Origin of the sequence: Naasia lichenicola, from assembly GCF_004801885.1 — a bacterium.
In the GTDB taxonomy this organism is placed as follows: Bacteria; Actinomycetota; Actinomycetes; order Actinomycetales; family Microbacteriaceae; genus Naasia; species Naasia lichenicola.
This window is the reverse complement of record NZ_SSSM01000003.1, coordinates 570,430-584,694: the sequence shown is the minus strand read 5'-3', so window position 1 is coordinate 584,694 and position 14,265 is coordinate 570,430. Positions and strand designations below refer to the sequence as shown.

At 69.0% G+C, this 14,265-nt stretch carries 15 protein-coding genes; 4 read left to right on the top strand and 11 right to left on the bottom strand.

The genetic code is table 11. The features are described 5' to 3' along the window. Positions 1 to 59 precede the first annotated feature (59 nt). Together E6C64_RS07945 and E6C64_RS07940 are read right to left on the bottom strand one after the other, a co-directional pair. On the bottom strand, positions 60 to 1,028 hold the full coding sequence (locus E6C64_RS07945) for a type IV toxin-antitoxin system AbiEi family antitoxin domain-containing protein (protein ID WP_136427083.1): 969 nt from the start codon (positions 1,026 to 1,028) through the stop codon (positions 60 to 62). Between the two features lie 202 nt (positions 1,029 to 1,230). After that, a complete protein-coding gene (locus tag E6C64_RS07940) occupies positions 1,231 to 1,671 on the bottom strand; it encodes a metallopeptidase family protein (protein ID WP_136427082.1) in 441 nt (146 codons plus the stop codon). A 44-nt stretch (positions 1,672 to 1,715) separates the two neighbouring features. Between E6C64_RS07940 and E6C64_RS07935 the strand changes: the two genes are divergently transcribed. Then, the gene (locus tag E6C64_RS07935) at positions 1,716 to 1,931 is read left to right on the top strand and encodes a DUF3499 family protein (protein WP_136427081.1); all 216 of its coding nucleotides are present in this window, start codon (positions 1,716 to 1,718) and stop codon (positions 1,929 to 1,931) included. 66 nt (positions 1,932 to 1,997) lie between these two features. On the opposite strand, the gene E6C64_RS18930 is transcribed toward E6C64_RS07935, so the two are convergent. After that, the gene (locus tag E6C64_RS18930) at positions 1,998 to 2,150 is read right to left on the bottom strand and encodes a hypothetical protein (protein WP_158437784.1); all 153 of its coding nucleotides are present in this window, start codon (positions 2,148 to 2,150) and stop codon (positions 1,998 to 2,000) included. Between the two features lie 185 nt (positions 2,151 to 2,335). Here E6C64_RS18930 and ahcY point away from each other — a divergent pair, with 185 nt between their 5' ends. Continuing rightward, the gene (gene ahcY, locus E6C64_RS07930) at positions 2,336 to 3,838 is read left to right on the top strand and encodes an adenosylhomocysteinase (protein WP_136427080.1); all 1,503 of its coding nucleotides are present in this window, start codon (positions 2,336 to 2,338) and stop codon (positions 3,836 to 3,838) included. 132 nt (positions 3,839 to 3,970) lie between these two features. Here the strand turns inward: ahcY and E6C64_RS07925 are convergent, their stop codons facing one another. The 3 genes from E6C64_RS07925 to E6C64_RS07915 all read right to left on the bottom strand — a co-directional run bounded on the left by E6C64_RS07925 (position 3,971) and on the right by E6C64_RS07915 (position 6,786). Then, positions 3,971 to 5,296, bottom strand: a complete 1,326-nt coding sequence (locus E6C64_RS07925; protein ID WP_136427079.1) for an MFS transporter — start codon at positions 5,294 to 5,296, stop codon at positions 3,971 to 3,973. A gap of 25 nt (positions 5,297 to 5,321) precedes the next feature. Then, positions 5,322 to 5,744: a MarR family winged helix-turn-helix transcriptional regulator gene (locus E6C64_RS07920; protein ID WP_158437783.1), complete on the bottom strand. Its 423-nt coding sequence runs from the start codon at positions 5,742 to 5,744 to the stop codon at positions 5,322 to 5,324. 199 nt (positions 5,745 to 5,943) lie between these two features. Continuing rightward, complete coding sequence (locus E6C64_RS07915) at positions 5,944 to 6,786, bottom strand: RDD family protein (RefSeq protein WP_136427077.1); 843 nt, start codon at positions 6,784 to 6,786, stop codon at positions 5,944 to 5,946. 16 nt (positions 6,787 to 6,802) lie between these two features. Here E6C64_RS07915 and E6C64_RS07910 point away from each other — a divergent pair, with 16 nt between their 5' ends. Both E6C64_RS07910 and E6C64_RS07905 read left to right on the top strand, forming a co-directional pair. Beyond that, positions 6,803 to 7,798, top strand: a complete 996-nt coding sequence (locus E6C64_RS07910) for a stage II sporulation protein M (RefSeq protein ID WP_136427203.1) — start codon at positions 6,803 to 6,805, stop codon at positions 7,796 to 7,798. Continuing rightward, positions 7,798 to 8,055, top strand: coding sequence for a hypothetical protein (locus tag E6C64_RS07905; RefSeq protein WP_136427076.1), 258 nt, complete (start codon positions 7,798 to 7,800; stop codon positions 8,053 to 8,055). Before E6C64_RS07910 ends, E6C64_RS07905 begins: the two co-directional genes overlap by 1 nt. 201 nt (positions 8,056 to 8,256) lie before the next feature. Here E6C64_RS07905 and E6C64_RS07900 read toward each other — a convergent pair whose 3' ends face one another. The 5 genes from E6C64_RS07900 to E6C64_RS07880 form a co-directional block, all read right to left on the bottom strand. Next, positions 8,257 to 9,588 (bottom strand): DUF58 domain-containing protein, encoded by a 1,332-nt coding sequence (locus tag E6C64_RS07900; protein WP_136427075.1) that lies wholly within the window; start codon positions 9,586 to 9,588, stop codon positions 8,257 to 8,259. A gap of 150 nt (positions 9,589 to 9,738) precedes the next feature. Continuing rightward, on the bottom strand, positions 9,739 to 10,692 hold the full coding sequence (locus tag E6C64_RS07895) for an AAA family ATPase (protein ID WP_136427074.1): 954 nt from the start codon (positions 10,690 to 10,692) through the stop codon (positions 9,739 to 9,741). Between the two features lie 169 nt (positions 10,693 to 10,861). Further along, positions 10,862 to 12,130, bottom strand: a complete 1,269-nt coding sequence (locus E6C64_RS07890; protein WP_158437782.1) for a DUF4350 domain-containing protein — start codon at positions 12,128 to 12,130, stop codon at positions 10,862 to 10,864. Further along, on the bottom strand, positions 12,127 to 12,570 hold the full coding sequence (locus E6C64_RS07885) for a DUF4129 domain-containing protein (RefSeq protein ID WP_233255520.1): 444 nt from the start codon (positions 12,568 to 12,570) through the stop codon (positions 12,127 to 12,129). The genes E6C64_RS07890 and E6C64_RS07885 overlap by 4 nt, the downstream gene beginning before the upstream one ends. Before the next feature lie 194 nt (positions 12,571 to 12,764). Then, on the bottom strand, positions 12,765 to 14,087 hold the full coding sequence (locus E6C64_RS07880) for a hypothetical protein (protein WP_136427072.1): 1,323 nt from the start codon (positions 14,085 to 14,087) through the stop codon (positions 12,765 to 12,767). Positions 14,088 to 14,265 lie beyond the last annotated feature (178 nt).

Below are 14,265 nucleotides of genomic sequence, written 5' to 3'. Positions count from 1 at the left end.
CGGGCGGCAGCCGCAGCTCGCGGCTCAGCGGGTGAAACGGACATGTCGCGAGAGAAACGTCACCCGCGGGAAGGTCGTTTCCCCCGCGCATCCGGCCGAAGACCTGACGCGCGCAGGACGGCGTCGAGTCTGGACGCATCCATGGTCTCCGCCCAGACCACCCGCACGAACCCGTCGCACTGACGACGGAGCCTGTCTTCGCGCTGCTTCTCTCGCCAGGCGATCTCCGACGGGCTGGAGCCGTTGCGCATGTCCGCGCGGTGGTACTTGACCGCGCCGTCGAATTCTCCGATCACCCGCGCCTCGGGCCACCAGTAGTCGACGATCCCGATACGCCCTCGCTCGTCGAAGAACGGCACCTGCAATTCAGGAGTCGGATAGCCCAGTTCGTGCATCAGCGCACGGCAGTAGGACTCCCCGAACGAGCCCGACAGGTGAGTGCCGAACTCGAACGCCGCGGTGGCGCCTCGAGCGTTGGAGCGCGGCCCCAATCTTCTGATCGCCGAACTCAGCTCGTCCGGTGTCGCGCGGTGGCCGTCTCCTCGCGAGAGGGCGGCATCCACCATGCCCACCCCTTGCGCGAAGGGGAGGCGCGCGGCCAGGGCTGCCACGGTGTGAGCGGCTCCGGTCACCAGGAGACCGTCGGCTTCGACGATCTCCATGCCCTCGAGGTCGTGCGGATGCCGTCGCACGCCGTTCTCGGAGCGACCGCCCGAAGCGGCGGCCGAGCAAATGTGAACGTCGTCGCCGGTCGGACCCAGCCAGGGCAGGTCCAATGCCATGGCGGCGGATACGTCGCAGAAGACGGGCTCCAGCCTCATCCCAGCACGCACGGCGCGCATCCGCAACAGATGACGCCCACGCTCGTCCAAGGCGTTCCACTTTTCGGCAAGGCAGTAGGCGCCACGTCGCACGCGGTAGAGGCGACCGGAGACCAGTTCCCGTTGCAGAGTCTTCGGTCCGAAGCCCAGCCGCAGCAGGTCGGAGCTGACGAGGAGGCCGTCGGCTGTGCTCGGCAGAGAACGCATTCAATGAGGATCTCTATAGGACGCTTGTCATTGCGGCCACGGATCGAATCTGTGCAGAGACACCGCACGTTGCGGCCTGTGGGGAACCGGATGGGCCTTCGACTGTCGCGGGTGCACCGGCCTTCTCGCGGAGGTCGTTTCCCCCGCGGTCTGACGCTTTCACCCGCGATAGCGACGAGCCGGCGGACCTGGCCGCCGCCGATCAGTGGTGGCGGAAGCGGTCGGGCGCGAGGTCCCATGGGTCGCGACCCAGCAGCTCGCCGACCGCGCGGAGCACGCAGCCCTCGATCATCATCCGCATGTGCGCCTCGTCATTGATGTGCAGCTTCGACAGGCGCTCGATGGGGAGGCGGAACAGGATGATCCTGCTCTCCTCGGGGATCACCAGCCAGCGGTCGATGCCGGGACCCGAGACGGCGCGGGGGAGCCCGGCGACCTCGAAGGTCGCCGACGAGAGCTCGGGCCACAAGCCCCGCAGATATTCGGCGGTGTCGGCCACGGTCGATTCGAATAGATCGATCCGCCCACGCAGCATCGGCAGGTGCGGGCCGGTCACCGACGAGCGCAGGCCACGGCCGTGACGATCGCGTCCGCGGGCCCGCGGAGCGCGAACTCGCGACGAGACGGAGCGAGACCGGGCCATGTGGTTAGCGTACTCGGGCGGGCTCGGCGCGTATCCTGGTCACGATGAGCAATCGTCCGTGTTCGCGCGTGGGGTGCCCTGGCGATGCCGTGGCCACCCTCACGTACGTCTACGCGGACTCGATGGCCGTTCTCGGCCCGCTCAGTCAGACCGCCGAGCCGCACAGCTACGACCTGTGTGCCCGTCACGCGGAGCGCCTGTCGGCCCCGCAGGGCTGGCAGATCATCAGGTACGTCGACCTCCGCGACCAGGCGGTCTGAAGCCCCGCACTGTCCCTCACCGTGACCTCGGTGGCGGCCGCTGAGTTTGCCGCGCCCGAGACCGGCTCAGGCGGCCTGCAGCTCCCGCGTGCGGAGAGCGGCGACTGCCGTCTCGACGGCGGGCATCTCGACGATTCCCACGCCGAGTGCGACAGCCAGCGCCCCTTCGCCATCGGTGGTGGTCTCGAAAAGCCAGTTCCAGTTGATGGTGGTGATCATGATGTGCGCCCCTCAGCTCGTTCGATCAGTCTATTAGTACATGCGTTCGATTGTCCTGCTCATCTCGAAGCTAGATGGACCCTCGGACATCGGGTCGAACGCGGCTCGGGACGTGCTCCGTCGATGTGCTGTCGGCCGCTCTTCCACCCAGCGCCCATGTCGGGCGGGTCTGCGAGAATGTGCCCATGAGCATCACGTCGACCGAGTCGCCCACCGCCGTCAGCTTCAGCTATCGGGTCGCCGACCTCGGCCTGGCCGAGGCGGGCCGTCACCAGATCCGCCTCGCCGAGAACGAGATGCCCGGATTGATGGCGCTTCGCGCCGAGTTCGGCGAGAGCAAGCCGCTGGCCGGCGCGCGCATCGCCGGCTCGCTGCACATGACCGTGCAGACCGCCGTGCTCATCGAGACACTCGTGGCCCTCGGTGCGCAGGTGCGCTGGGCGAGCTGCAACATCTTCTCCACCCAGAACGAGGCAGCTGCCGCTGTCGTCGTCGGCCCCACCGGCACCGTCGAGCAGCCCGCCGGCGTCCCTGTCTTCGCCTGGAAGGGCGAGACACTCGCCGAGTACTGGGAGTGCACCGAGGAGATCTTCGACTGGAGCGACGAGGCGACCGCCGCCGGCGAGACCTGGTCGGGGCCGAACATGATCCTCGATGACGGCGGCGATGCGACGCTGCTCGTGCACAAGGGCGTCGAATTCGAGAAGGCCGGCCGCGTGCCCGAGGCCGCCGACACGGAATCCGCCGAGTTCATCATCGTGCTCGACGTGCTCCGTCGCTCGCTCGACCGCAGCTCCGATCGCTGGACCCGGATCGCCGCCGACCTCCGCGGCGTCACCGAGGAGACCACCACCGGAGTCCACCGCCTCTACGAGCTGGCTCGCGACGGCAAGCTGCTCTTCCCCGCGATGAACGTCAACGACTCGGTCACCAAGAGCAAGTTCGACAACGTCTACGGCATCCGGCATTCACTGCCCGACGGCCTGAACCGCGCGACCGACGTGCTGATGGGCGGCAAGGTCGCATTCGTCTGCGGCTACGGCGATGTCGGCAAGGGCGCAGCCGAGGCGCTTCGCGGCCAGGGCGCCCGGGTCATCGTCAGTGAGATCGACCCCATCAACGCCCTCCAGGCGGCGATGGACGGCTTCCAGGTCCAGCGGCTCGAGAACGTCATCGGCGACATCGACATCCTCATCACCGCCACCGGCAATGCCGGCGTGGTCTCGCTCGACTCGATCCTCGGGCTCAAGCACCTCGCCATCATCGCCAACGTCGGCCACTTCGACAACGAGATCGACATGGCCGGACTCGAGGGCCTTGCGGCGAGCGGCCAGGCAGAGCGGATCGAGATCAAGCCGCAGGTGCACGAGTGGCGTCTGCCCACCGGACGCAGCGTGCTCGTGCTCTCCGAGGGGCGACTGATGAACCTCGGCAACGCCACTGGACACCCGTCGTTCGTGATGAGCAACTCGTTCTCCAACCAGGTGCTCGCGCAGATCGAGCTCTTCGGCTCTCCCGAGAGCTACCCGGTCGGTGTGCACGTGCTGCCGAAGATCCTCGACGAGAAGGTGGCACGTCTCCACCTCGCCGCTCTCGGGGTGCAGCTCACCGAGCTCAGCCCGGCTCAGGCCGACTATCTCGGGATCAACCCGGCCGGACCCTACAAGCCGGATCACTACCGCTACTGAGCATCGTCCAGCGAGCTGACCAGATCTGCCGCTCGGAGTGATCCGAGCGGCAAAGCCGGTGCGTGGCTGAGGGTTCGCCTCATCCGGCCGGTTGCCCATTCATCGATCGCTCGGTGCTCGCCTTCGGCCGGATCAGGGGACTACGGCATGCTCGTCCTCGGCGACCGGAGCTTCGGCGACCGTCGTGACAGCGGGCGCGGCGCTGGCCTTCGATCCGACGGGCTGATCCGTTGCCGGTCCGCCCGAGTCCTCCGCATGCCGACGGCGCATCACGAACCAGACGATCCCGATCCCGAGTGCCGCGAATCCTGACAGGGCCGCGACGCCGAGCGCCCACCGGGGTCCGAGCGTGTCTGCGATACCTCCGACGATCGGTGCTCCGACGAACGTGGTGCCGGCGAAGATCGCCATGTAGATCGACATGACCCGTCCGCGCATGATGGGCGCCGTGGACGTCTGCACGAATGCGTTCGCGCTCGTCGAGAACGTCAACGAGAAGAGGCCGACGAACACCAGGGCGATCGCAAAGGTGGCGTAGCTCGGAACGAGGGCGGCGATCAGGATGGTGACAGCGAAGCCTCCTGCCGCCGCGACGACCACGGCGACCCGAGGCCGCTCGCGACGTGCGCTGAGCAGCGCGCCGGCGACCGAGCCGACCGCGAGTGCTGAGAGAAGGAAGCCGAAGCCGTCGGCATCGGTGCCGAACTCGATGCTCGCCATCGTGCTGGTGAAGATCGGGAAGTTGAACCCGAAGGTGCCGACGAGGAAGGTCATCATCAGCACGACGACGAGGTCGGAGCGGCCACGGATGTACCGGATCCCCTCGCGGATCTGTCCACGAGCGCGTGGGGCCTTCGCCACGACCCGCAGCTCGTCGGTGCGGAGTCGCCACAGGGCGAGAAGCACGAAGGCGAAGGTCGCGCCGTTGATGACGAACACCCAGCCCGCGCCGAGCGCGGCGACCGAGACGCCCGCGATGGCCGGCCCGATGAGGCGAGCGGAGTTGAAGGACGCCGAGTTCAGCGCGATCGCGTTCGGCAGCGATTTCGCGGGCACCAGTTCGCCGACGAAGGTCTGGCGAGCGGGATTGTCGAATGCCGTCACCACGCCGAGCAGGAATGCGAAGACGAAGACCATCCAGAGCTGGGCGAGGCCGGACAGGACGAGGGCGCCGAGTCCGACGGCCAGCACGGCCTGGGCCGTCTGCGTGATGACGAGCAGCTTCCGCCCATTGATCCGGTCTACGAGCACTCCGGCGAATGGTGCGATGAAGAGGAGCGGGCCGAACTGCAGAGCCATCGTGATTCCGACGGCGATCGCGTTGTGGTCGCTCAGTTCGGTCAGGACGATCCAGTCCTGCGCCGTGCGCTGCATCCACGCGCCGATGTTGGAGAGAAGTGCCCCCGCGAACCAGAGCCGGTAGTTCGCCCAGCTGAGCGACGCGAACATCGCCTTCATCCGTTCACCTCCACTGACCACACGCTCACGAATCGGCCAGCTTCCGCAGGATGTCGCGGACGTCGCGAAGCTGGGCGCGCTCGACTTCGGTCAGCACATCGAGATGGGCGCTGAACCACTCTGCGCGCAGCCGCTTCGTCTCGGCGATGAGGTCGCGGGCGGCGGGTGTCAGGTCGACGAGCACCTTGCGGGCGTCATCGGGGGAGGGGGTGCGCAGGATGTGCCCACGATCCTCGAGCGAATTGAGAGTGCGGTTCATCGATGGGGGGCTGACCTTCTCGAGATCCGCAAGCCGTCCGGGCGTCGTCGGACCTTCCCGGGTGATGCGCATCATTGTCGCGAGCTGGGTGTCCGTGACGTCGGCGTCTCCGCGATTCGCCCGGATCCGCCGTGCGACCTTCTGGATGAGCATTCGCAGCTCGTTGTCGTCAGGATCGATCGTCGTCATCTCGATCATTAGCCTAGCTCATTAGCGACGCTAATGAACCGCCATATGCCTGACGCGGATGGTGGATTCCGCACGCCATCCCCATACGGTCGCTCGGGCACCCTTCGGGCGCCGCTCGCGACCTATGACACGGAGAAGCCTGTCGCTGCGCGCCATGCTGACCCCGTGCGCGCACACTCGGCCGGAACGCAGGAAGAGGTCAGCGGTTCGGGAAGCCGTGGGGGTTGCCGGTCAGGACCGGATCCAGGCGGGCCAGACGGTCCCGCTCCAGGGCGTACCCGGTTGCCTCGCGCTCGCGGCGGAGGACCGCGACGGCGGCGAGGAAGAGCTCCGGCTCCAGCTCGGCCGGCAGGGGCGACACCCATGGTGACGCCTCGGCCGCGAGGTCGGCGGCGATCCGGCCGCGCGAGTAGGGCGTCATCCGACCCGCCTGACCGAGGAACGCGGCGATCCGCCGGGAGAGCCGATCCGGCAGGCGGCCGACATCGGCGAGCCGCGACCATTCCTGCAGCGATTCGGGGACACCCCAGATCGGCTCGATCGTCTTGGGCACCCGCTCCTGCTGCGAATAGGTTCCGGCCAGCAGATCGCCCAGCCGCTTGGCACGCGGATTGAGCAGTGAGACGAGCAGCGCCAGCCCGCCCGCCGTGAACCAGAACTCCAGCACTCCCGTCAGCGCGCGCACGAATGCGTGGCGGAAGCCGATCGCACCCCCGTCGTCGCGCACGATCCGCACGCCGACCGCGAGCTTGCCGAGCGACAGCCCGCCGGTGACCAGCTCGACCACGGTCGGCACGATGATCAGCACGGTCACGATGATCGTGATCGCCAGCGCCGCCAGCAGAGCGTTGTCGAAGTTGAACTGCACGACGAATCCGATGCCCGTGAAGAAGGCGAGCAGCACCAGTCCGGCGGCGACGATGTCGATGAGGGCGCCCGCGGCTCGCAGGATCACGCTCGCCGGTCGCACGTCGAGCGCGACCGCCTCGCCGACGATCACCTCGTCATCGGCGATCGAGGGGCCGTCCAGACGATCGGGCATGCCTATCATCGTAAGCGTGGACCTCGACGCGTACACCGCTGCGCATCGCGAGGAGTGGGATCGCCTGGCCGCCCTCGCACGGCGGCGCGACCTGCACGGCGCAGAGGCCGACGAGCTCATCGAGCGCTATCAGGCAGGAGCGACCAATCTCTCCGCCATCAAGACCACGGCCGGGTCGACGCTGATCGGCGATCGGCTGTCCGTCACCCTGTCCCGCGCACGGCTGCGGTTCACCGGAGTCGGCGGCAACCTCCTGCGCACCCTGCCCCTGTTCTTCGCCGGCCAGCTGCCCGCTGCGCTCTACCGGATCCGCTGGATCACGGCCGCCGTCGCCGCCGTCACTGTGATCGTCGCCTTTATCTGGGGATTCTGGATCGCCAGCGATCCGCGGGTGCTCGCCGCACTGGGCCAGAACACCGATCTGCAGGCATTCGTGAACAACGACTTCACCGACTACTACAGCGAGAATCCTGCGGCGTCGTTCGCCGGTCAGGTCTGGACGAACAATGCCTGGATCGCCGCGCAGTGCGTGGCCTTCGGGATCACCGGGGTATGGGTGCCCTATGTGGTGCTGTCCAACGCGCAGAACGTCGGCACCGCCGGCGGCGTGATGTTCGCCTACGACAAGGGCGACACCTTCTTCCAGTACATCCTTCCGCACGGCCTGCTCGAGCTGACGGCGGTGTTCGTCGCGGCGGCTGCAGGGCTGCGCATCTTCTGGGCGTGGATCGCGCCGGGCGGTCGCACCCGAGGACGCGCGCTCGCGGAGGATGCGCGCGCACTGTTCTCGGTCGCCATCGGACTGGTGATCGTGCTGTTCGTCTCGGGCATCATCGAGGGCTTCGTCACCCCTCAGCCGTGGCCCTGGCAGATCAAGGTCGCGATCGGCGCCCTCGCGCTCGGAGCGTTCCTCTTCTACATGATCGTCATCGGCGGGCGGGCCTACCGAGCTGGGCAGACGGGCGACATCGACGAGTTCGAATCCGGCGCGCGACAGTTGACGGCCGGCTGATGGTCGATCCGCAGATGCACGTGCACTCCGCGCAGCAGGCGGGTCCCGCGGGGGTCGATCCCACCGGCGAGCAGCTGGTCGAGCTCGGGGACCTCGAGGTGCTGCAGGACGTCGAGACGGTCGACAGGCCCAAGGCCGAGGGATGGGTCCTCGCGCTGTCGATCACCGCGTTCGCCGTCGGGGGAGTTTCGCTCGCCACCGTCATCTCCCTCGGGCTGGGCGCGATCCTGGATATCGCCGGCCTCCTCGCCCGATAGGGCTGAGGCCGAGCGGATCGGCTTCTCGGGGACTCGCTCGGCCACCTTTCCTACCGACGGCACGGGTTGTAAACCTGGCCCACGGTACGAAAGGTGGCCGAGTGGGATCCAAAGGTGGCCGACGGTACGAAAGGTGGCCGAGAGAGATTGAAAGGTGACCGACGGTAGGAAAGGCGGCCGGCTGCTGCGACGCGTTCGCGACTACAGGCGGCCGGCGGCCTTCAGGGCCAGGTAGCGGTCGGCGAGCGCCGGGGGCAGGTCTGCGGGTGCGCCGGTGACGACCTCTGCGCCCAGCTGGCGGATGGCGGCGGCGACGCGCTCGCCGTCCAGCAGCGATCGCTCGGCGGCGGCGGCCCGGTAGACCTCCTCGCGATCGCCGCGCTGACCTGTGCTCGCGAGGATCTCCGGATCGACGACCGATGCCACGACCACGACGTGCCGACGGGTCAGCTGGGGGAGCATCGACAGCAGTGCCCTCGAGGCGCCCGCCGACTCGATGGACGTCAGGATCACCACCAGCGAGCGCTGCGAGCTGATCGATCGGACCTGAGAGGGAACGGCCGTCCAGTCGGTCTCGATCAGATCGGGCTCGAGGGGCGCCATCGCATCGACCATCCGGGACAGCAGCTCCGCGCCGACCGCTCCCTGCACGCGGGCGCGCACTCGGCGGTCGTACGAGAACATGTCGACCCGGTCGCCGGCGCGGGTGGCCAGGGCGGCGAGCAGCAGCGACGCCTCGAAGGCCGTGTCGAGCCGCGTCTCGTCCTGGACTCGCGCGGCCGAGGTGCGTCCTGAGTCGATCACGATTACCACCCGGCGATCGCGTTCGGGGCGCCAGGTGCGCACCATCACCTGCTGGGCCGATCCGTCCGGTCCGCTGCTGCGCCGAGCGGTCGCGCGCCAGTCGATCGAGCGCACGTCGTCGCCGCGGACGTACTCGCGGATGGAGTCGAACTCCGTGCCCTGTCCGCGCACCATCACACTCGTCCGACCGTCGAGCTCGCGGAGTCGCGTCAGCCGGGACGGCAGGTGCCGTCGAGAGTTGAACGGCGGCAGCACGCGCACGGCTCCCGGCGCGGAGAGGGTCGCCTGGCGGGCCCAGAGTCCGAGGGGTCCGTTCGAGCGCACGGTCACCTGCGATGTGCGGCGCTCGCCGCGGCGGAACGGGACGAGGGTGAAGTCGGCCGCGCGCCGCTCGCCCGCGGGGATCGTCATCGGGAAGCGCGTGCGGTTGGCGCCAGCGGACGGCTGCCAGGCGTCGCGGACCAGCCCGCGGAGGGTGCGGGATCCGTTGTTCGTGACGAGCAGCCGGGCGTCCGCGCTCTCGCCGAGTCGGATCCGCGAGGGAAGGGTGCGCTCGACGCCGACCGTGCGGGGTGACGCGGCGAAAGCGAGATCGAGGACGCCGAGCAGGATGCTGACCAGGAGCCAGATCGCGAGCGAGGCACCTCCCGCGTCGAACAGCACTCCGAACGCGAGCACCGGCACGATGCCGATGAGCACGAAGAGCACGAATCTGCCGGTGACCGCCATCAGCGCGCTTCGGCGGTCGACGCGACGTTCGGGTGCCGAGCGTTCGACGACGGCAGCCGGTCTCGAGACGCGCCCGGCAGGCGCTCCTCGACCGACGAACAGGAGGAAGCGCCGGCGGTCGCCGCTTTCATGAGGATGGACGGCATCGGATCAGATCGGGACGCGGACCTGGGCGAGGATCGAGCGCAGGATCGCATCGACCGACACACCCTCGAGCTCGGCCTCGGGGCGGAGAGCGAGGCGGTGACGGAACACCGGCAGCGCCATCTCCTGGATGTGGTCGGGTGTCACGCTCTCGAAGCCCTGCAGCCACGCCCATGCCTTGGATGCGGCGAGCAGGGCGGTCGTGCCACGCGGCGAGACGCCCAGCTTGACCGACGGCGAGCTGCGAGTCGCGCGCGCGAGGTCGACCGCGTAGCCGATCACATCGTCCGAGGCGCCGACGGCCGAGACCGCCTTCTGCGCCGCGGCGAGTTCGGCGGGACCGAGGACCGCCGTGACGCCGGCGGCGTCCAGATTGCGCGGATCGAAGCCACGAGCGTGCCGCCGGAGGACCTCGAACTCTGTGTCGCGCGGCGGCAGGTCGAGCACGAGCTTGAGCAGGAACCGATCGAGCTGCGCCTCCGGCAGCGTGTAGGTGCCCTCGTACTCGATCGGGTTCATCGTGGCGGCGACCATGAAGGGCGTCGGCAGCGGCAGCGTGCGACCGTCGACCGAGACCTGACGCTCCTCCATCGCCTCGAGCAGTGCGGACTGCGTCTTCGGAGGCGTGCGGTTGATCTCGTCGGCGAGCAGGATGTTAGTGAAGACAGGTCCCTCGCGGAACACGAAGCCCGCGGACGAGGGCTCGTAGACGACCGATCCGGTGACATCGCCCGGCATAAGGTCGGGGGTGAACTGGACGCGCTTGGTGTCGAGCTGCAGCGTGTGGCTGAGCGTGCGCACCAGCAGCGTCTTCGCGACACCGGGCACGCCCTCGAGCAGCACGTGCCCGCGGGCGAGCAGCGCGATGATCATCCCGGTGACGGCGCCGTCCTGGCCCACCACCGCCTTGCCGACCTCGGTGCGCACGCGCTCGAGCTGCTGACGGAGTTCGACGCTCATGTAGTCATTCTTTCGTTCTCGGGGAGTGTCACGGATCAGGTCTTTGATCCCGGATCAGGTGAAAATCGCCTGATCCGTGTTCGAAATCGCAGAATCGCCTGATTCGTGAGAATCACCTGATCCGTGGAAGTGGACGGGAGGGGAGAGGACGCGGGGAGGCGGCGGCGGATCACGAAGGCCCCAGAGGGCTGGTCGCCCGGCGGACGGCGCGCTCCAGGCGGAGCAGCTCGTCGCTCATCCGGACCAGGTCGGCGTCGGTGGCCGGCTCGAGGTCGCGCAGCAGGGCGCGAAGGATCGACGCCGGCTCGCCGAGCAGGGCGGCTGTCGCATCGACGACCTCGTCGACCGACGAGGTGCGCGAGAGATTGAGCATGGTGGCCACTCGACCGATGGTGCCGATCCGGAGGTTGTCGAGCGCCCGGCCCCGCGACGACGATCTCTGATAGAGCCGCGCCCGACCCTCCATCGTCTCGCGGGAGCGGACGACCACGGGCAGGTTCTCGATGACCAGAGGCCCGAGGCGCCGACCTCGCCAGACCGCCGCGGCGACGAACACCACGATCAGCAGCAGCAGGATCGGGGTGACCCACTCCGGCGTCAGGTCGGCCACGGTCGGAACGTCCTCGCCGCCGGCCAGATCGCCCAGCCCGGGCAGGTACCAGATGAGCTGATCCGTCTCGCCGAGCAGACTGAGCGCCAGCGACGCATTGCCCGATCGGGTGATCTGCTCGTTCGTGAACGGCTCGGAGTCGGGCAGCACCGTCACGGTCGTGGAGCCGGCGGTCAGCTGGGCCAGCAGGTAGCGCCCGGAATCATCGGGGAAGCAGAACTGGGTCTGCGATGAGTCGGAGTCATCCAGCGGCTGGACGCTCATGCTGCCCACCGTGACACTGCCCGCGCGCTGCGCCGCGGGAACCGAGCACGCGGCCGCGAGGGAGGACGCGTCGCTTCCGACGTCCGGGGACCCGGCCGTCGCGACATCCGGCGCGAAGACGTCGAGCAGATCCGCGGTCGGCTCGACGAGCACGATCCGATCCGCGACGCCCTGCAGCTCCGCCGCGGACTGCGACGTGAGGAAGGCGTTGGTGTCGTAGAGCATCAGCGTGGTGTCGGCGGGATCGGCCGCGAGCTCCGTGACCTCGTCGGCCGAACCGGCCGCCGTGACGGTGACGCCCTGCTGCCTCAGCACCTCCGCGAGCGCGCGGCCGCCCGTCGGGCCGGCGTTGTCCGCGCCGAATCGATCGGTCGGCGTGACCCCGCCCGCCGCGATCGTGCTGATGATGCCCACCACGATCGCGATGGCGCCGAAGACGATCCAGAAGGAGGCGCGGCGGAAGGCCTGCCGCGGTGATGCCGACGCCGCGTTGTCGGACGAGCCGGACGTCACCGACACCGTGGGCGCCGTCGCGGTCGCCGTCCCGCCGTCGAACAGGCTCACCTCGCGGCCTCGAGAGCGCTGGGACGGGCCGTCGACAGCGTGCGGTCGAGGTCCAGAAGCCGCTCGTACTGCTCGCGCGTTCCGGTCCGGCCGAGATACCGGACGTCGTCGAAGTCCTCGGCGGATGACGCCAGCCTGGCCGCCTCCGCCGGGAACGCGATTCCCGCTCGCCGCGCGAATCCACGGGCTGTGGTGCCGGGGGAGACCTCCACGATGGTGCGCTCGGCGAGGCCGCGCGCGATCGCTCGATACAGCTCCTCGAGGGCGAGGGTGAAGTCGCCCGCCGCGGCAGCCTGTTCGGCCGAGCGGCGCAGCTCCGCCGAGCCGCGGGCGTCGTCCTCACCGAACAGCTCGGCAGCGACCCCGCTCCGGCGGCTGAGTCGAGGCCGTCCGAAGATGAAGAAGGCGGCCACGATGATGCCGGTGATGAGGATCACCACGAGCACCAGTCCGATGGCGCCCTGCGCCTGTCCCGCACTCCTCAGCAGCGAGTTGAACCAGTCGGAGATCGCCTGGGCCGCCAGGTCGAACGGGGTCGGCTTTGCCGCCTGGTAGACCTGTTTGCTCAGCTCGTCGGTGAGCCACTGCCTGCCCTGGTCGCCATCCGGTTCGAGCGGAACGGCGACCGGTGCGATCAGGCGAACTCCCGCGTGAGCGGGGCGTACGGGTCGGCGGGTGTACCGGCCGCCGAGGGGTCGGAGTAGCCGGTGCTGCTCCCCGCGCTGTTCGCTGTGCTCGAGCCGGTCTGCTCGACGTGGCGCTGGAGCACGAGGTCGAGGCCTTCCTTGCGCATCCGGAGGTCGATGTAGATGAGCGAGACGAGGGCCGCCTGCACGAGGGCGCCCACCGTGCCGATCAGCAGGCTGACGACGGTGGACAGCACGTAGACGACGATGATGACGGCGATGGCAGCGCCGCTGCTGCCGGTCGGATCGATGATCAGGCCGACGAACTGGAGCAGTCCCAAGGGGATGCTGATCAGGTAGGACGCCAGGTAGATGATCGCCGCGGTGAGCAGCTGGGCACCGAGCGTGCGCCAGAAGTAGCCGGTCGTCAGCGCCCACGAGCGGCGGGCGGCGGGCAGCGCCTTGGAGCGCTCGAGCACGATGATGCTGGGGGTGATCGAGAACTTGACGAACAGCCAGACACCGAGCACGATCGCGCCGAGGGCGAGGAGGATCGTGACTCCGATGCTGATCGCGAGGCCGACGCCGCCGATCGCCACACCGATGAGCACGATGCCGGTGAGCACGAGCAGCGCGATGATCACGGCGACGGACAGCAGCAGCGTCCAGCGCACGAGCGCCCAGAACGAGGGCTTCACGCGCTGCCAGAGCTGGCGCAGGCTCTGCTTCTGGCCGAGGACGGCGAGCGACATGTCCACGACGACGACGCCCTGGATGAAGGCGGAGACGACGAGGTTCAGCAGGAGGTAGCCGATCGCGGCGATGATGCTCGCTGCGATGGATCCGGCGATCAGCGGGTTCTGGTCGGGATCCGTGTAGTCGGTGATCCGATTGAAGCCTCCGAAGAACACCGCGACGCCGATCAGCCCGATGAGCACGAGCAGGCCGACCTGCAGCAGGAGAGCGAAGCCGAGCACGCCGCGAGAGTGACGCAGGTAGCGGAAGGGTGCGGCCAGCAGGGCGCCGAATCCGAGCGGACGCAGCGGGACGATGCCGGGCTTGGGCGGTGGGGTCCAGCCCACCGGCGCGCTGGGGAGGACCGGAGCCGCGTACGTCTGAGCATCGGAGGCGGCCGGGGCGCCGTAGCCGGCGGTCGGCGCGCCATAGCCGGTCGGCGGCGCGAACTGCCCGTAGCGCGGCTGCTCGGGAGCGGATGCGCCGGGCGGGTCGGCCGGCGCAGTCGCGCCGGATCCCTCGCGCCCGCTCTCGGACGAACTGTCCGACGAGCCGCCGGGAGCCTGCCAGCCGTTGCCGTCGCCCGCGTTGGTCATGGCCCAATCGTGTCACATGCGCTCCTGCCGACGCAGGGAACGGGCGCAGGGTGGGATGCTCGCTCCGTCCGACGGCCGTCGGGCGGACTCGCGCGCTGATCAGGGACGACGTCGCGGCACCACCAGGCGCGCCGCGGACGCTCCGGCGGAAGATCCCCGGCCCGGCCCTCCGTGCCGG